The organism is Bradyrhizobium sp. SZCCHNS1022, from assembly GCF_032484835.1.
GTDB lineage: Bacteria > Pseudomonadota > Alphaproteobacteria > Rhizobiales > Xanthobacteraceae > Bradyrhizobium.
Genome location: NZ_JAUETT010000001.1, coordinates 2,278,854 through 2,295,209, shown reverse-complemented (window position 1 = coordinate 2,295,209; position 16,356 = coordinate 2,278,854). Strand labels below are relative to the sequence as shown.

The window sequence follows — 16,356 nt, the reverse complement described above, 5'->3', positions numbered from 1 at the left end:
CTATGCCTGCGTGACCCAGGCCGGCAGCTTGTCGAACCAGGGCTGCGCCTGTTCGAGCTGATGCGCGAGCTGCAGCAGCCGTGTCTCGTCGCCGAGCCGGCCGACGAACTGCACGCCGAGCGGCAGGCCATCGGCCGTCCAGTGCAGGGGCACGCTCATCGCCGGCGTGCCGGTGAGATTGGCGAGCTGCGTGAACGGCACATATTGCAGGCTGTCGCGCGCGATCTTGTCGATGGTGCCGTCGAGCAGGCCGGCGCGGCCGAGCAATCCGAGCAGCCCGATGCGATCGAGCCAATCGAGCAGCGTCTGCTCTGCCGCGCTCGGATCGCCCTGGCCGTGCCGGACCGGCGGATGCGCGAGCGTCGGCGTCAACAACAGGTCGTAACGCTGATGGAAGCGCGCCAGCGCCCGCGCGAACTCGTTCCACTTCAACAGCTGCGTGGTCAGCGCGCCGGCGGAAATCGCGCCGCCGAGCGTGGCCAGCACCCGCGTCAGCAGCTCGAAATCCTGACGCTTTGCGCCTTTGGCGCGCGCATCGGCCACGAGGGCTGCGACCTGGCCGAAGTAGATGTGCAGGAAGGATTTCGCGAGCGCTGCGCCATCGATATCGGGCGAGGCTTCTTCGACCTCGTGGCCGAGATTGCTCAGGAGCTTCGCTGCATTCTCGACCGCCGCCTTCGCCTCCGCGTGAACCGCGGTGCCGATCGGCGAGGCCGCCGTGAAGCCGATGCGCAGGCGGCCGGGCTCGCGGCTCATCGCCTGTGCGAAGACGACGCCGGGCTCTGCGACGAGAAACGGATCGCCGGGCTCGGCTCCGGCGATGACGTCGAGCGCCGCCGCGGTGTCGCGCACGCTGCGCGAGATCACGCCTTCGCTTGCCGCACCATACCAATATTCGCCGAACGCCGGCCCGGCCGAGACCAAGCCGCGCGACGGCTTCAGGCCGAACAGGCCGCAGCAGGCGGCGGGAATGCGGATCGAGCCGCCGCCATCGCTGCCGGCCGCCATCGGCACCACGCCGGAGGCGACCGCCGCCGCGGCGCCACCGCTGGAGCCGCCCGGCGTGTGATCGCCATTCCAGGGATTGCAGGTCCGCCCGAACAGGCGGCTATCCGATACGCCCTTCAGCGCCAGCTCCGGCAGGTTGGTCTTGCCGAAGATCACGAAGCCCGCTTCGAGATAGCGCCGGACCACATGGGCATGCTCGGCGGCGACGAGGCCCGACAGCGCCTTGCTGCCATAGCTGGTCGGCAGGCCCGCATAATCCTGCGCGGCATCCTTGATCAGAAAGGGAACGCCCGTAAACGGTCCCTTGGACGGATTTGCGAACTGGGCTCGCGCCTGGCCCGCCATCATCAGGCAAATCGCGTTCGTTCGCGGCTGCGCCCGCTCGCTCTGCGCCAATGCGATCTGCAGAAGTTCTGCCGCCGAGGTTTCGCCGCGGTCGACGCATTCGGCGAGCGCGACGGCATCGCGCTGCACATATTCCGTGAACTTCACGTGGCCTCCCCCTCATCATCGTCTTGGTTCGTCGTCCCCGCCAGCGTCGGCTAACATTGCGGCCGCTGCCCATGGGGCAGCCGCGGCAGCGGCACAGACGCGGCGATGCGATGCGTACTTTGCGAAGATTGCCTGCAGTCCGTCGTATCACCGGACCGGTTTGAGTCGCACCTGCAAATCACCTGCGACGACTCCTCCCGCAAATCGGTGAACTCTTACCACGGAGGGTATCCCGGGAAGATTGTGATCTTATTGTGATTTGATTCAGATCATTCGGGCCGAGGTGAGACACAAGTTACGCTGCCGATCAGTTGTGTTGCGTTGAGTAGGATGAGAGTAGCTGTGGGCATCGCAAACCTCTTACGGAGGTCGCAAGGCTCGGAAGAGGAACCGTTCGTCAATCGCGTGACGACGGCCGACTACTTCATCCTATTGTCGCGCGCGATGGACAGCTTGCCGGACGCCAATCCCGCGCGCCGGGCCGAGTTCTATCAATCGGCGCGGGCCGCGTTGATCTCCCAGCTCAATTCAATGACGCCTCCGGTCTCGAAGGCCCGGATCAAGGCCGAACAGCGCGCCCTCGATGACGCGGTCGAGACCATCGAGGCGCGCGCCGCCGCAAGCGACGGCCCCCGATCGGACGCCGACGACACAGCAGCGCCGCTGCCGGCAGCCACAGCTCCGGACAATTCCACGCCAACAATCGAGCACGACGATATGGCCAAGAGTCAATTTCAATCCATGTTTTCCCCCCGTATTGTCGAGGAGAAGCCGATGTCACGGCTCGATGAAATCAACCGCGTTCTGCGCAAGCTGCAAAGCGACTCCTTCGGGGTCGAGGCGTGCGCGCTGATCTCGGAAGATGGATTGATGATCGCCAGCGTGCTCGCAGCCGACATGGAAGAGAGCCGCGTCGCCGGCATGACCGCGACGCTTCTCAGCCTTGGCGGACGCGCTTCGATGGAGCTCGGCCGCAGCCATCTGCAGGAGGTGATCATCCGCGGCGAGTCCGGCTATGCCGTTCTCGTCAGTGCCGGCCGCGGCGCCCTGCTGCTGGCATTGACCAACGAGAACAGCAAACTGGGGCTCACCTTCTTCGACATGCGCGAGGCAGTCCGCTCGCTGCAGAAGGTGCTCTAAGCCGGTCACATCAGTCAGGCCGGCGCGTGCTTCACATGGCGGCACCGGCGCGGAGTACGCGTTCATGCCCAATACCGTCCTGTACGACGACGGCGTTCACAAGAACATCCTGCTGGAAGACTTCGCCGCGGGCGATCTCGCGGTGCAGACCAACCAGCATCTGATCATTCACGACGGGGTCGGCATGATTCTCGATCCCGGCGGCCACAAGGTCTACGCCAAGGTGTTGTCGGAGACTTTCAGCCAGCTCTCCGGCGGCAAGCTGAAATATCTGTTCCTGTCGCACCAGGACCCGGACATCGTCGCGGCGATCAACGGCTGGCTGATGACCACCGATGCCGACGCCTATATCTCCTCGATCTGGACCCGGTTCGTTTCGCATTTCTGCTTCGACCACATGGTCCTCGACCGGATGAAGCCGATCCCGGACGAGGGCATGGTGTTCGATCTCGCCGGCAGCAAGCTGTATGCGCTGCCCGCGCATTTCCTGCACAGCGAAGGCAACTTCCAGCTCTACGATCCGATCTCGAAGATCCTCTACTCCGGCGACCTCGGCGCCTCCTTGGGAACGGACTACAGGGTGGTCCGCGATTTCCAGGCGCATGTGCAGTACATGGAAGGATTCCATCGGCGCTTCATCGCGTCCAACAAGGTGATGAAGGCCTGGGCAGACATGGTCCGGCCGCTCGATATCGAGATCATCGCCCCGCAGCACGGCGCGCTGTTCCCCACCGCAGCGATGAGCCGGCAGTTCATCGACTGGTGTGCGCAGCTCGAATGCGGCATCGACCTGATCACGCCGAAATTCAAGATTCCTGTTGGCTGAAGATGCTGGCTCCGCCTTCCATTGCCGGCCCGCCACCACCTGAAAGGCTGACCCAGCGCGTGCCGTTTCCCCGGCACGACGCCGGCGGCATCGATCCGTGTGCGGTCGCCGGCGAGGACGCCCCCGCCTGGCTCGCAATCGCCTTTGCGATCGCCGGCACGATGATCGCGATGGCGTCGGCAGAGCTCTCGCTGCAGAGCTTCAGCGCGCAGCTCCGCACAGCCACCGTGGCAACAGTGCCGGCCGAGCCGCCGCGGCCGCGGGTCAATCCGCCGGCTGAACGCCAGCCGGTCGCGCAGCAGGACATTCGACCTCCGGAGCCGCCTCGGCCGCCGCAACCGGCGGAAGCGCGTCCCGCACCTGCGACGGTGGCCGCTCAGGTTGCGCCAGAAACGCCTCCAGCGCCGGTTGTCGTGCCGGAGGCAAAGACGACGCTCAGTGTGACCGAGCCGCCTGCCCCGAAGCCGACGCCGACGGAATGTTTCCAGCCGCTGACGATCGCCTTCGATCGCAACAGTAGCCGGCCGGACCCGAGCGACATGCGGCGATCGCTGGAGGTGCTGCACCGCTGGCTGCCGCGGCATGGTGAGGCGACGGTGCTGATCGAAGGCCATTCCGACACGACCGGCACCGAGGACTACAATCTGCTGCTCAGCTATGCCCGTGCCAAGGCGATCGCGGGCGAGCTCAAGCGCGTCGGAGTTCCGGCCAAACAGATCGCGGTTCGTGCCGCCGGAGCGGGCGAAGCCCCGAGCGGCCGCGGCACGGGCTCTGCAAGCGAGCGCAGCGCCATCCTGCGCATGGCCGGGGTTGAGGAGTGCGGCCGACCTGAGGCGGCAGCGAAAAAACCATGACGATCTTTGCCATCGCGAGCGGCCTCGGCGCCGCTATTCTATTACTGAGCGCGGGCTATCTGTTCGGCGCCCGCAAGGGTGCAACGGCGCGCGACCTTCTGCGCCGGCAGGTGCAGCTTCAGGCCGCCAGCCTCGACCAGCTGCGCGAGCAGAGCCGGCAGAAGGTGACGGAGCAGGATGCAAATCTGCGAAATACGATCCAGGACGTGCTGGCCCCGCTGGTCGAACGTGAGCGCATCTCGCTAGACTTGGCGCAGCTTGCGAGCGAAGCCGGCGAGCGTCGCGAGCTGGTGCCGCTGCTCGACAAGATCGCCGAGGTCGGACGTTTCGAGACGGTCCTGCTGACCAATGAGGAGGGATTGCCGCTCGCGGCCAATTCCGCCGCACGTCACCAGGAGCGGCTCGCGGCCGCGGCGACACGGATGGCGCTGGTGGCGGAGAAGATCGCAGAGGCGCATGGCGCCGCGCCGCTCTCGGTCATGCTGCGCGATTCCTCCGATGCCACGACGCTGTGCCGGATTTTCCGCGTGCAGGACCAGAAGCTGACGCTGACCGCCCTGTCAAACGATTCGCGGCTCGCCTCGGTGGCGCTCGATCCGGCGGTGACGAAGATCGAGCTGGCACTCATGCCCGCCTGAGGTTCGCCAGCAGCGCTTGCGCGCAGCGCGAGCGAACGGGACCACGTCATCAACTCAAAGCAAAGAGCGCAGCACCTCCGCCGAGGCACTGCGCCCTTGACGCGACCTCACTGTCAGGGATGAGGCCGGACTACACGCGGCTGCGTCCGCGGGCCACGCCGACCACGGCGGACACCAGGAACAGCACGACGGCGATGAAGAAGATGATCTTGGCGATCTCGATCGACGCTCCGGCGACGCCGCCAAAGCCGAGAATGCCAGCGATCAATGCGATGACCAGGAAGGTGACAACCCAGCCTAACATGACGCGACCTCTATCTCTCGAAGCTGTCTTTCCAATTGCGGCCGGAGCGCTCCGACGCTGTGGCGTTGCCAGGACAATCCGCCCCTGGAACAATGGTTCCGGGCCCGGAAACGGCTAAAATTCGCCGGTCACTGGAACGAATCGGCGGTAGCAGGCGCAATCCCCGCATCGGCGGGCGCATTTAGGTCTGTAAAACGGGGACAGGCGGCCCCATATGGCCATCAATCCCTGCTATGAGGCTCCCCTTTGACGCTCCGCGGTGCCATCGTGGAGATGAGATTGATTCGCTGATGACCGAGCCGAATAAGCTGAGCCATTTTCCCGCGCCCGACCACCAGCCGCTCGCCGGCGGCATCGCGGCGCGCGCCCGTGCGGCTGCAACCGGCGGCCCGCGCTATCTCGCAGGGCTCAATCCGGAGCAGCGCGAGGCGGTGGAGACGCTGGACGGGCCGGTGCTGGTGCTCGCCGGAGCGGGCACCGGAAAGACGCGCGTCCTCACCACGCGCATCGCGCATATCCTGAGTCAGGGCCGGGCGCGTCCGAGCGAAATCCTCTCCGTGACCTTCACCAACAAGGCGGCGCGCGAGATGAAGGCGCGCCTTGCTGACATGCTCGGCCAGGCGGTCGAAGGCATGCCCTGGCTCGGCACCTTCCACTCGATCGCCGGCCGCATCCTGCGCAGCCATGCGGAACTGGTGCAGCTGAAATCCAATTTCACCGTGCTCGATGTCGATGACCAGATCCGGCTGTTGAAGCAGCTGTTGCAGGCCGAGAACATCGACGACAAGCGCTGGCCCGCGCGCATGCTGGCCGGCCTGATCGACGGCTGGAAGAACCGCGGCCTGATGCCGTCGCAGGTGCCCTCCGGCGAGGCCGCCGTGTTCGGCAACGGCAAGGGCGGCAAGCTGTATGCGAGCTATCAGGAGCGGCTGAAGATCCTCAACGCCGCCGATTTCGGCGATCTGCTGCTCGAGAACATCCGGCTGTTTCGCGAGAACCCGGACGTGCTGCGGCAGTATCAGACCCGCTTCAAGTTCATCCTGGTCGACGAATATCAGGACACCAACGTCGCGCAATATCTCTGGCTGCGGCTGCTGGCGCAGGCGCCGAGTCAGTCACGCGCAGTCACCCCATCCTCCGTCATTCCGGGGCGGCTCGAAGAGCCGAGCCCGGAATCTCGAACTGATGGGGACTCATCTCGAGATTCCGGGTTCGCACCTGGCGGCGCGCCCCGGAATGACGATGCCGCGCAGTCTCCCACGCCCCCCAAGAACATCTGCTGCGTCGGCGACGACGATCAGTCGATCTATGGCTGGCGTGGCGCCGAGGTCGACAACATCCTGCGCTTCGATCACGATTTCCCCGGTGCGAAGGTCATTCGGCTGGAGCGCAACTATCGCTCGACCGGCCATATCCTCGCCGCCGCTTCGCATCTGATCACCCATAATGAAGGCCGGCTCGGCAAGACCCTGCGCACCGAAGATGCCGAGGGCGAGAAGGTGACGGTCACCGGCGCCTGGGACTCCGAAGAGGAGGCCCGCGCGATCGGCGAGGAGATCGAGGATCTGCAGCGCAAGGGCGAGCATCTCAACGAGATCGCCATCCTGGTCCGCGCCTCCTATCAAATGCGCGAGTTCGAAGACCGCTTCGTCACCCTCGGCCTGCCCTATCGGGTGATCGGCGGCCCGCGCTTCTACGAACGTTCCGAAATCCGCGACGCGTTGGCTTACCTGCGCGTGATCAATTCGCCCGCCGACGACCTCGCCTTCGAACGCATCGTCAACGTGCCGAAGCGCGGGCTCGGCGATGCCACCGTGCAGATGCTGCACGACCATGCGCGCAAGCGCCGCATCCCGCTGTTCGAGGCAGCGCGCGCCGTGGTCGAGACCGACGAGCTGAAGCCGAAAGCGCGCGGAAGCTTACGTGGGCTCCTCCTGCAGTTCGACCGCTGGCGCAAGCAGAGCGAGGTCACGCCGCACACCCAGCTCGCCGAGATCGTGCTCGACGAGAGCGGCTATACCGAGATGTGGCAGAAGGACCGTTCGGCCGATGCCGCAGGGCGGCTCGACAACTTGAAAGAACTCGTCCGCTCGATGGAGGAGTTCGAGAACCTGCACGGCTTCCTCGAGCACATCTCGCTGGTGATGGACCGCGAGGGTGCCGCCGACGAACAAGCGGTGTCGCTGATGACGCTGCATTCGGCCAAGGGGCTGGAATTCGAGAACGTCTTCCTGCCGGGCTGGGAGGAAGGGCTGTTTCCGAGCCAGCGCACGCTCGACGAACAGGGCCGCGCCGGCCTGGAAGAGGAGCGCCGCCTCGCCCATGTCGGGCTGACGCGCGCGCGCCGCCGCGCCAAGATCTATTTCGCCACCAACCGCCGCATCCACGGCACCTGGACCACGACCATCCCCTCGCGCTTCCTCGACGAACTGCCGGCGGCGAGCGTCGAGATCACCGAATCGAAGGGCGGCTCGGGCTGGGGCGGCGCCGGCGGCTACGGGCCGTCGCGCTTCGACAATGTCGAGGCGTTCGGCTCGACCTATGCGACGCCGGGCTGGCAGCGCGCCCAGGCCCGCAATCGCGGCCCAAGCGGACGCGGCCCGGGTCAGGCGCAAAGTCAGGAGCGCGGCGGCTTCGAGGAAAGCCAGTCCCCCTTCGGCGGCCGCGATCCGTTCGGCGGCGGCTTCTCGTCACGCAACCGGCGCGGTCCGCTGACGATCGAGGGCGAACTGGTGGCGAAATCCACGGGCACGACCTCGGAATTCGCCCTGGACGACCGCGTCTTCCACCAGAAATTCGGCTATGGCCATGTGGTGAAGATCGACGGCAACAAGCTGACCATCGCCTTCGACAAGGCCGGCGAGAAGAAGGTCGTCGACAGTTTCGTGCAGCGGGCGTGACGAGACACATTGTGCAGCGTCCTGCCGCATGGACGCACAACTTCGCCCTTGTTGGGCCTTGACCGTGGCGGCCGCCATCGTATGAGATGCGGCCATGGTCCGGGGAGGCATCATTCCACTCATCGCAGCACTCGTCGTGCCGTCGCTTGCGGCGGCCGAGACGATGAGCTTTGGCGATGCAGCCGCAATGATCGCGGCGAACTGCGCGGCCGACATCACCACCAATTGCCGAGGCGTCAACCTCGATGCCTCGCGTCTGAAGGAGTGCCTGTCGCGCAACCGCGACGTCCTCTCTGCCCAATGCAGCGCGACCTATCCGAGCGCCTTCGACGCCATTCAAAAGCGGATCGGCGCACGGGTGGCCGTCGCCAATGCCTGCCAACGCGAAATCGTCAAGCTGTGCGGGGGCTCGACCAAGGAAACCAGCAAGTCTGTTCCCTGTCTGGTGACCAGCAACGGCGTCAACGCCCGCTGTCAGCAGGCCATCGGGGACGCGGGGTATCGCTGATGCGTCAGACCGCGAAAGCTGCGTTCGGCGCGGTCGTGATCCTGCTGCTGATCTGCGCGGCGTGGAGCCTGCCTGCACGCGCGCAGGAGGCGACGCGCGACGCCATCATCGGCCAGCTCGATCATCTGGACGCGGCCCCGACACTGGACCTGCCCGCCCTCAAGCAGCAGACCCAGGACCGCTCGAAATCGCGCGGCCGCAACGAGCCGCCGCCACAAAAGCGGCCGCCGATCGCGCCTGAATTGATGAACCTGCCGACGTTCAATGTGGATATCGCCTTCGACGTCGACACGCCGATCGTGAAGCCGGAATCCTACCAGACCGTGGGGCGCATTGCGGACGCGATGGTGCATTCCTCGCTGCTGCCCTACAACTTCCTGATCGTCGGCCACGTCGAGGCGAACGGCAAGCGCGAGGCCAACGTGATCTTGAGCCAGCGCCGGGCAGACGCCATTCGCGACATCCTCGTCAACACCTTCAAGATTTCCGCCAAGCGACTGCAATCGATCGGGCTCGGCGAGGAGCAGTTGCTCGATCCGACGCGTCCGACCGCGCCGGTCAACCAGCAGATCCAGATCATCACGATCGCCAAGGCTGAAGAAAACACAGCGCCGGCGGTCCCTGCCGAGCCCAAGAATGATGCGAAGGGCGGCACCAAGGCTGGAAAGAGCGCCAAGACTGACGGGCTGCGAAGCCATCGCAGATAATTCGCGACGCGCTCTTGAAGCTGGCACACGGACTGCGCGACGATTTCTGTGCGATGCGAGAATTGAAACGCAGTTGAAACAAGACCATCGGTAAAATGCCGTGTTCATGTCGCGGTGGACCCGGGTTTCCCGCCCGCAGCAGGAGTCCGGCTCCCGAATCCGCAGCTTCAAAATCGTACTGAAATCAGGGATTTGCTACCATCTCTGCGTTGGCCGGAGCATGCACTGGAGCCGGGACTCGGCATGTCCTTCAGCCTCAGACATGCCGCACCGGACCTGGAACCCGCATTCGCCGGTCTGCACCAGAGGCCAGCGCGACAAAATAGCCGGTTGAGGAGCGGCGATTCGCGGTTTGTCGATGTTGCCTCTTGATGGTATAGGCCCATCTTTGCGGCCGTCGATTGCGCGGCATCGATGTCATCATTGACGAGCGAGTCCGACATGAACGCCTTGTTCCGACGCCAGATGATCGATTACGTCGAGTACCACCGAGATCCCCGCAACGCCCTGATGCATGTCTGCGGCATCCTTCTCCTGTTCACGGGTGCCGTCCTGCCACTCAGCCTGTGGCATTTCGATGTGTTGGGCTTGAGAATCAGCCTCGGCGCCGTGCTGGCGCTGCCGGTTTTCGCCTACTGGCTCCTGCTCGATGCTGCGCTCGGCGCCGGCATTCTCGCCTTCGCGGTCCTGCTCCTTGCTGTGGCCATGATGATTGCGGATCACGTCCACGGAACGGCCCTATGGATCCTGTTTGCCGGACTTGTGATCCTTGGTTTCGTGTCCCAGACGGTCGGTCACAAGGTCTTCGAGCGGAACAATCCTTCGCTGCTGGACCACCCGGCCCATCTGTTTCTCGGACCGATGTTTGTGATGGCGAAATTGTACATGGCGTTTGGTTTCCGACCTTCCGTGGCAGACCTCATCGCGCCCACCTGGTCAGCGGATCAGAGCGCATCGGACCGGCTTCAAGGCGATCAGCACTCACATTCCTAAATGAAAGTCCTCGTCACCGGCGGTAGCGGCTTCATCGGACACCACCTCGTCTCCGCCCTCGTCGCGCGGAACGTGGACGTGCGCGTGCTCGATATCCGTTGCCCCACGCATATGACCGCCGAAGTCCAGTATCTCGAGGGCTCGGTGCTCGATGCGGCCGCCGTGCGCGAGGCCGTCAACGGCGTCGATCAGGTTTACCACCTCGCCGGCCTGCCCGGGATGTGGATGCCCGATCGCGAGGATTTCCACCGCGTCAACTGTATCGGCACGGAAACCGTGCTGGCGGCCGCGCGCAATGCCAATGTGCGGCGGTTCCTGCACTGCTCGACCGAATCGATCCTGTTCGACTATCCGGGCACCCAGGGCGCCGCGACCGCCCTGACCGCGCCGCCCGCCGCGGCCATGCCGGGCGCCTATACGCGCTCCAAGGCGCTCGCCGAACAGCGCGCGATGCAGGCCGCAGCCGAGGGATTCCCGGTCGTGATCGGCACGCCGACCATGCCGATCGGACCGCATGACAGCAACCTGACCCCGCCCTCGCAGATGCTGCGCCATTTCCTCGACAGCCGGGTCCAGCTCTATCTCGACTTCATCGTCAATCTGGTCGATGTCCGCGACGTCGCCGCAGGCCTGATCCTGGCGATGGAACGCGGCAGGATCGGCGGCCGCTACGTGTTCGGCGGCGAAAGCCTGCGGCTCAGCCGGATTCTCGACCTGGTCGCGGCGATCAGCGGTCGCAAGCATCTGGCGATCCCGGTGCCGGGCAAGCTCGCCGAAGTCTCCGCATGGCTGCTGGAATTCATCTCCGATCAGGTGACGCGGCGCGCCCCCTCCGGCACCGCCGAAGGCGTACGGATCGCGCTTTATGCCTCGGACCTGTCGATCGACCGCGCCCGGCGGGAACTCGGCTATACGCCCCGCCCGATCGAACCGACCTTGCGGGAGACCATCGCCTTCCTGCTCGCCGCCGAACAAGGCAGCGGACTCGAGGTCAAACAACACCCTTTTCGTACGGCGGCCGAATAGGTAAGAGCGGCCGCATCTAAATCGAAATAACGGTTTCAGGACATGTCCGGCGAGTTCAGCCACGTCATTACGTTCGCGTTCAGCGGGTGGACCACCACTTGGCCGACCTCCCTGCTTGCCACCATCTGGCTGATCTGGCTGGCGAGCTGGGTCGGTGCCTCGTTCTGGTCGGGCCAGACCCGTAAGCATGTCGCCACGCTGCATGCGAGCCGCTACCACATCCTGATCGTGGCCGGCGGCATCCTGTTCACGCCGTGGACGTCGCGCGTGCTCGGCGAGAAGCCGATCTGGAACCCCGGCACGACGGGCGTCTACCTGCTGACAATCGTCACCTTGGCAGGGATCGCCTTCACCTGGTGGGCGCGGATCCATCTCGGCCGCTTCTGGTCGAACGCGATCACCCACAAGGAAGGCCATAAGGTCATCGATACCGGGCCTTACGGCATGGTACGCCACCCGATCTATACCGGGCTCATCCTCGGCATGCTGGCGACGGGTATCGCGGTCGGCACGATCTCCGCGATCCTGGGGGCGATCCTGATCTCGCTCGGCATGAGCCTGAAGGCCAAGATGGAAGAGGTCTTCCTCTCCGCCGAGCTCGGCCCGGATTACACGGCCTATCGCCGCCGGGTGCCGATGATCATCCCATTCTTGCCGGCCGGCTGAGCCGGAGCGGGCGCCGCGTCGGCGCCCTGCTGGCCCTGCGCCGCACTGATTGGGGTCGGCAAAAGATGCCGCGGGATCACGATGCGCTCGCCCGGAACCAGCGGCGTGCCGCCCGCTCCGGGATTGGCCTGCTGCACTGCCCACAGCGGCAGACCATAATTCGTCGCAATCTGCTCCAACGTGTCGCCCGGCCGTACCGTCAGCGGAGTGCCGCTATCCCATAGCTCCACCGACACGCTGGGCGGCACCAGGTAGCGCAGCGGCACGGGATCGGGGTCCGCCGTCGCCGAGATCTGATTGAGCTGGCTGATCATGTTGACCAGCTGCGCGTGGACATCATTCATCTTGTCGATGTTGATATGCGTGACCTCGTCATGATCCTTCATGTCGTAGCTCGCATAATGGCCGTGATAGCCCGACTGCGGCTTCACATCGCCGCCACCCAGCACATTGTCCGACAGGAAGATGTTGAAGAAGCGCTCCACGTTGGGCGGCACGTCCTTGGTCGCATGCGCGGGATCGATCGTCACCACCAGGCTGACCGGAATATGCTCCTCCTGCAGTGCGATCGCGATCCGCACGCTGCACAGGCCGCCCATCGAGTGGCCGATCAGGACGATCGGGGCGGGCTCGGCACGGTAGCTCTTGGCGACCTGAAGAGCGATGAAATCGCACAGCGTGAATTCGTAGACGCTGGCCCAGAAGCCGGCCTTTTCGATCTTTTCGGCCAGACGATCCATGCCGGTGGAGAAGATCGGCCCCAGGGCGCCGCGAAACAGATAGACCTTCGGCGGGAATTGCGGGGCCGCCGGCGCGGTGTCGGCGGGGACGACGGCCGCAGGTGCCGCCGCAACGGCCGCGCGTGCGGCCGGCTTGCCGCCGGTCGCCACGGGAGAGGCCGGACCGGCGAGGCATGCCGTCGGCGTGAGCGCTGCGACATCGGCGAGCAGCAATGCCCCGACCAGCCAAATGGCCGCCTTGCAGGCGCGAAGCTTCACGGAATTCTTGGAAGTTGGTCGTCCCAGACCGATCATGGGCGCCGTCCTGCAACATTAAACGCAGGGCGAATGGTATCGCCTTGCGCCGCCGCTTGTCGCCCTGGAATCAGCACAATTTGAGGCGCGCCCGGGCCCCAGGCCCGAACGGAACAGCCCAATACCTCAGTTGCGGGCGCCGACCGCGCTCGCCGCGCGCTGCGGACGACCGACGGTCGTGGGCTGGGGCCGCCCACCCTTGCCGCTGAACACCACCGAATCGATCGCCCCGATCACCTTCTGCTGCATGATCAGGTTCTTATCGATCGTGATGTGGCCGACGCCAGGCACCGCTTCGACGTCGACATTTTCCAGCTTGCCCCGGAAACCATCGTCACGGCGGACCGGCTCGCCGGCACCATTGGCGATGTAGAAGTTGATGTACCGCTCGGCATTGCCCGCGGCCAGCTTGGTCTTGAATACCGAATCTAGCCCGATCGCCAGCTTCACCGGCACGCCGAGCTGGCCAAGCTTGGCGATCATGTCCGGCAGCGCCGTGGCACCTGAGGAGTGCCCGACCAGGATGACCGTCTTGATCCGGCCGGAACGGTAACCCGCCGCCGCCTCGTCGGCCAGCGAGGACCAGGACACGAAATTGGCGACGGTCACGGGGATGCCCTGGGATTCCAGCTTGGCGGCGATGTCGTCGAGCCCGAGCGAGAAGATGTTGAGCACGCCGCGCAGCAGATAGACGTGGGTCGTGCTGGCCGGATTCACGGGCGCCGTCGGCGCAGCCCGCGCCGAGACGCCGCCGAGCGGCAGCAGCAACAGCAACGCAAGCGCACCCGCGCTCAACCAGCGGACAACCGGAACAATCCCAGCACCCGTTCCCATGGTGCGGCTTCGTAGCGTCATCGATGGCCTCCGCGGCGAATAAGGCGAATAAAATGTCGCGACGGCGCGACCGTAGTCCCGCAACGCTCGCAGACGCAACACGGACGAACCTGCCAAGCCATGTTACCGCCGAATCGTGTCGCACTTGCAACACATCATCGCTTTCAGCCTTTAAAAAACCCCGAAAGCGACCGAATTGCGCGGCGGCTCGCGATTGCGTGCGACCCGCTGCCTTCCTATCTGTCGCCTGCCCTTCGGCAGTTGCCCGACCGCCGCCCGTTTGCCTGCCGTCCCCTCCCAATCCAGCCCCATCTTATGGCCCCTGTCATTTCCGTTTCAGGTCTGACGAAGACCTACGCATCCGGCTTCACCGCGCTGAAGAAGATCGATCTCGAGATCCAGCGCGGCGAAATCTTTGCGCTGCTCGGCCCCAACGGGGCGGGCAAGACCACGCTGATCAGCATCATCTGCGGCATCGCCAATCCGAGCGCCGGCAAGGTCACGGTCGGCGGCCACGATATCATCAGCGATTATCGGGCCGCCCGTTCGCAGATCGGGCTGGTGCCGCAGGAGTTGCACACCGATTCGTTCGAGAGCGTTTGGGGAACCGTCAGCTTCAGCCGCGGCCTGTTCGGCAAGCCGAAGGATCCGGCGCTGGTCGAGAAGATCCTGAAGGACCTCTCGCTGTGGGACAAGAAGGACTCCAAGATCATCACGCTGTCGGGCGGGATGAAGCGGCGCGTGATGATCGCCAAGGCGCTCGCGCACGAGCCGCAGGTGCTGTTCCTGGACGAGCCGACCGCAGGCGTCGACGTCGAGCTGCGCAAGGGCATGTGGGATGTCGTGCGCGAACTCCGCGCCAACGGCGTCACCATCATCCTGACCACGCATTACATCGAGGAAGCCGAGGAGATGGCGGACCGCGTCGGCGTCATCAACAAGGGCGAGATCATCCTGGTCGAGGACAAGGCCGATCTGATGCAGAAGCTCGGCCAGAAGCGCCTGACGCTGTATCTGCAGCACAAGATCGATGCCGTGCCGAACGCTTTGAGCGCCTACCAGCTCGCGCTGTCCGACGACGGCTGGCGCTTGAGCTATGATTACGATGCGAAGGGCGAGCGCACCGGCATCACCAGCCTGCTCGGCGATCTCAGGACCGCCGGCATCCGTTTCGTCGATCTCGAGACCGAGCAATCGTCGCTCGAGGACATTTTCGTCAGTTTGGTGCGGCAATGAATTTCCGGGCAATCGGCGCGATCTACAAGTTCGAGATGGCGCGCACCTGGCGCACGCTCCTGCAGAGCATCGTCTCGCCGGTGGTATCCACCTCGCTCTATTTCGTGGTGTTCGGGGCTGCGATCGGCTCGCGCATCAGCCATGTCGAAGGCGTGAGCTATGGCACCTTCATCGTGCCAGGGCTGGTGATGCTGTCGGTGCTGACGCAGAGCATCGCCAATGCCTCGTTCGGGATCTACTTCCCGAAATTCATCGGCACGATCTATGAGATCCTCTCCGCGCCGATCTCCCATTTCGAGATCGTGCTCGGCTATGTCGGCGCGGCCGCCACCAAATCGATCATTCTCGGCCTGATCATCCTGGCGACCGCCGCCCTGTTCGTACCGCTGCAGATTCATCATCCGGTGTGGATGCTGATCTTCCTGGTGCTGACCGCCGTCACCTTCAGCCTGTTCGGCTTCATTATCGGCATCTGGGCGGATGGCTTCGAGAAGCTGCAGATGATCCCGATGCTGGTGGTGACGCCGCTGACCTTCCTCGGCGGCAGCTTCTACTCCGTCAACATGCTGCCGCCGACCTGGCGCTCGATCGCCCTGCTCAATCCGGTGGTCTATCTGATCTCCGGCTTCCGCTGGAGCTTCTACGAGATCGCCGACGTCAACGTCGTCGTCAGCATCGTCATGACGCTGACCTTCCTCGCCATCTGCATGGCGCTGGTGTGGTGGATCTTCAAGACCGGTTACCGGCTCAAGCGCTGAGCCGCGACAGCCCGATCTCAGCGATAGCAGTGGAAGCGGCCATAACGGTCGCGATAACCGCGGCAGCGGTAGTGCCGGTGGTAATAGGAGCGGTGTGGGACGCCGAACACGCCCTCGACCGCACCAACCGCCCCGCCTACACCGGCGCCGACCGCGCCGCCGACGACGCCGCCCACCGGGCCGCCGATCCGATTGCCTTCGTAGGAACCCTCCCGCGCTCCGCCCACGATGCCCTGGGCATGGGCGAGGGGTGGCAACGACAGCCACGCAGCTGCAAGGGCGGCAAGAGCGAGCGCCGCGAGGGCACCCGTCAGACGTTGCGGCGAGCGGTCGCGGACCGTCGCCGTCCTGGCTCTGTCTTTTTGCATTGTCATCCTGCTTCGGAAGGTGGACGGGGAAGGATCAATATAACGCAGATCCGGCCAAATGGTT

The 16,356-nt window shown here is 64.8% G+C and carries 17 protein-coding genes; 12 read left to right on the top strand and 5 right to left on the bottom strand.

From position 1 onward, the window contains the following. Positions 1-1,500 (bottom strand): amidase, encoded by a 1,500-nt coding sequence (locus tag QX071_RS10370; RefSeq protein ID WP_315700916.1) that lies wholly within the window; start codon positions 1,498-1,500, stop codon positions 1-3. Positions 1,501-1,842: 342 nt separating this feature from the next. Here QX071_RS10370 and QX071_RS10365 point away from each other — a divergent pair, with 342 nt between their 5' ends. The 4 genes from QX071_RS10365 to QX071_RS10350 all read left to right on the top strand — a co-directional run bounded on the left by QX071_RS10365 (position 1,843) and on the right by QX071_RS10350 (position 4,958). Then, entirely contained in the window at positions 1,843-2,640 is a 798-nt protein-coding gene (locus tag QX071_RS10365; protein WP_315700917.1) for a roadblock/LC7 domain-containing protein, read from the top strand. A gap of 64 nt (positions 2,641-2,704) precedes the next feature. Continuing rightward, a complete protein-coding gene (locus tag QX071_RS10360) occupies positions 2,705-3,466 on the top strand; it encodes an MBL fold metallo-hydrolase (RefSeq protein WP_315700918.1) in 762 nt (253 codons plus the stop codon). A 2-nt stretch (positions 3,467-3,468) separates the two neighbouring features. Further along, positions 3,469-4,320, top strand: coding sequence for an OmpA family protein (locus tag QX071_RS10355; protein ID WP_315700919.1), 852 nt, complete (start codon positions 3,469-3,471; stop codon positions 4,318-4,320). Continuing rightward, entirely contained in the window at positions 4,317-4,958 is a 642-nt protein-coding gene (locus QX071_RS10350) for a hypothetical protein (protein ID WP_315700920.1), read from the top strand. The genes QX071_RS10355 and QX071_RS10350 overlap by 4 nt, the downstream gene beginning before the upstream one ends. A gap of 130 nt (positions 4,959-5,088) precedes the next feature. On the opposite strand, the gene QX071_RS10345 is transcribed toward QX071_RS10350, so the two are convergent. Continuing rightward, on the bottom strand, positions 5,089-5,262 hold the full coding sequence (locus tag QX071_RS10345) for a DUF1328 domain-containing protein (protein WP_315700921.1): 174 nt from the start codon (positions 5,260-5,262) through the stop codon (positions 5,089-5,091). Positions 5,263-5,552: 290 nt separating this feature from the next. On the opposite strand from QX071_RS10345, the gene QX071_RS10340 reads away from it, so the two are divergent. From QX071_RS10340 to QX071_RS10315, 6 genes are all read left to right on the top strand, one after another. Further along, positions 5,553-8,162: an ATP-dependent helicase gene (locus tag QX071_RS10340; RefSeq protein ID WP_315700922.1), complete on the top strand. Its 2,610-nt coding sequence runs from the start codon at positions 5,553-5,555 to the stop codon at positions 8,160-8,162. Positions 8,163-8,256: 94 nt separating this feature from the next. Next, complete coding sequence (locus tag QX071_RS10335; protein ID WP_315700923.1) at positions 8,257-8,670, top strand: hypothetical protein; 414 nt, start codon at positions 8,257-8,259, stop codon at positions 8,668-8,670. Then, on the top strand, positions 8,670-9,377 hold the full coding sequence (locus tag QX071_RS10330; RefSeq protein ID WP_315700924.1) for an OmpA family protein: 708 nt from the start codon (positions 8,670-8,672) through the stop codon (positions 9,375-9,377). Before QX071_RS10335 ends, QX071_RS10330 begins: the two co-directional genes overlap by 1 nt. A gap of 441 nt (positions 9,378-9,818) precedes the next feature. Then, entirely contained in the window at positions 9,819-10,370 is a 552-nt protein-coding gene (locus QX071_RS10325; protein ID WP_315700925.1) for a DUF962 domain-containing protein, read from the top strand. Next, entirely contained in the window at positions 10,371-11,396 is a 1,026-nt protein-coding gene (locus QX071_RS10320) for an NAD-dependent epimerase/dehydratase family protein (RefSeq protein ID WP_315700926.1), read from the top strand. Positions 11,397-11,438: 42 nt separating this feature from the next. After that, a complete protein-coding gene (locus QX071_RS10315) occupies positions 11,439-12,062 on the top strand; it encodes an isoprenylcysteine carboxylmethyltransferase family protein (protein ID WP_315700927.1) in 624 nt (207 codons plus the stop codon). Here the strand turns inward: QX071_RS10315 and QX071_RS10310 are convergent. Next, positions 12,014-13,096 (bottom strand): LysM peptidoglycan-binding domain-containing protein, encoded by a 1,083-nt coding sequence (locus tag QX071_RS10310; RefSeq protein WP_315700928.1) that lies wholly within the window; start codon positions 13,094-13,096, stop codon positions 12,014-12,016. The genes QX071_RS10315 and QX071_RS10310 overlap by 49 nt on opposite strands. A 126-nt stretch (positions 13,097-13,222) precedes the next feature. Then, complete coding sequence (locus tag QX071_RS10305; protein WP_315700929.1) at positions 13,223-13,951, bottom strand: hypothetical protein; 729 nt, start codon at positions 13,949-13,951, stop codon at positions 13,223-13,225. Between the two features lie 294 nt (positions 13,952-14,245). On the opposite strand from QX071_RS10305, the gene QX071_RS10300 reads away from it, so the two are divergent. Both QX071_RS10300 and QX071_RS10295 read left to right on the top strand, forming a co-directional pair. Beyond that, complete coding sequence (locus tag QX071_RS10300; RefSeq protein ID WP_315700930.1) at positions 14,246-15,166, top strand: ABC transporter ATP-binding protein; 921 nt, start codon at positions 14,246-14,248, stop codon at positions 15,164-15,166. Beyond that, the gene (locus tag QX071_RS10295; protein ID WP_315700931.1) at positions 15,163-15,924 is read left to right on the top strand and encodes an ABC transporter permease; all 762 of its coding nucleotides are present in this window, start codon (positions 15,163-15,165) and stop codon (positions 15,922-15,924) included. The genes QX071_RS10300 and QX071_RS10295 overlap by 4 nt, the downstream gene beginning before the upstream one ends. Positions 15,925-15,941: 17 nt before the next feature. On the opposite strand, the gene QX071_RS10290 is transcribed toward QX071_RS10295, so the two are convergent. Next, entirely contained in the window at positions 15,942-16,292 is a 351-nt protein-coding gene (locus QX071_RS10290; RefSeq protein WP_315700932.1) for a hypothetical protein, read from the bottom strand. Positions 16,293-16,356: the final 64 nt, after the last annotated feature.

What these genes read in the sequence shown, in the direction of transcription:
- QX071_RS10360 (WP_315700918.1), top strand. Translation starts at nt 2,705, where the DNA reads ATGCCCAATACCGTCCTGTACGACGACGGCGTTCACAAGAACATCCTG.
- QX071_RS10355 (WP_315700919.1), top strand. Translation starts at nt 3,469, where the DNA reads ATGCTGGCTCCGCCTTCCATTGCCGGCCCGCCACCACCTGAAAGGCTG.
- QX071_RS10350 (WP_315700920.1), top strand. Translation starts at nt 4,317, where the DNA reads ATGACGATCTTTGCCATCGCGAGCGGCCTCGGCGCCGCTATTCTATTA.
- QX071_RS10345 (WP_315700921.1), bottom strand. Translation starts at nt 5,262, where the DNA reads ATGTTAGGCTGGGTTGTCACCTTCCTGGTCATCGCATTGATCGCTGGC.
- QX071_RS10340 (WP_315700922.1), top strand. Translation starts at nt 5,553, where the DNA reads ATGACCGAGCCGAATAAGCTGAGCCATTTTCCCGCGCCCGACCACCAG.
- QX071_RS10335 (WP_315700923.1), top strand. Translation starts at nt 8,257, where the DNA reads ATGGTCCGGGGAGGCATCATTCCACTCATCGCAGCACTCGTCGTGCCG.
- QX071_RS10330 (WP_315700924.1), top strand. Translation starts at nt 8,670, where the DNA reads ATGCGTCAGACCGCGAAAGCTGCGTTCGGCGCGGTCGTGATCCTGCTG.
- QX071_RS10325 (WP_315700925.1), top strand. Translation starts at nt 9,819, where the DNA reads ATGAACGCCTTGTTCCGACGCCAGATGATCGATTACGTCGAGTACCAC.
- QX071_RS10320 (WP_315700926.1), top strand. Translation starts at nt 10,371, where the DNA reads ATGAAAGTCCTCGTCACCGGCGGTAGCGGCTTCATCGGACACCACCTC.
- QX071_RS10315 (WP_315700927.1), top strand. Translation starts at nt 11,439, where the DNA reads ATGTCCGGCGAGTTCAGCCACGTCATTACGTTCGCGTTCAGCGGGTGG.
- QX071_RS10310 (WP_315700928.1), bottom strand. Translation starts at nt 13,096, where the DNA reads ATGATCGGTCTGGGACGACCAACTTCCAAGAATTCCGTGAAGCTTCGC.
- QX071_RS10305 (WP_315700929.1), bottom strand. Translation starts at nt 13,951, where the DNA reads ATGACGCTACGAAGCCGCACCATGGGAACGGGTGCTGGGATTGTTCCG.
- QX071_RS10300 (WP_315700930.1), top strand. Translation starts at nt 14,246, where the DNA reads ATGGCCCCTGTCATTTCCGTTTCAGGTCTGACGAAGACCTACGCATCC.
- QX071_RS10295 (WP_315700931.1), top strand. Translation starts at nt 15,163, where the DNA reads ATGAATTTCCGGGCAATCGGCGCGATCTACAAGTTCGAGATGGCGCGC.
- QX071_RS10290 (WP_315700932.1), bottom strand. Translation starts at nt 16,292, where the DNA reads ATGCAAAAAGACAGAGCCAGGACGGCGACGGTCCGCGACCGCTCGCCG.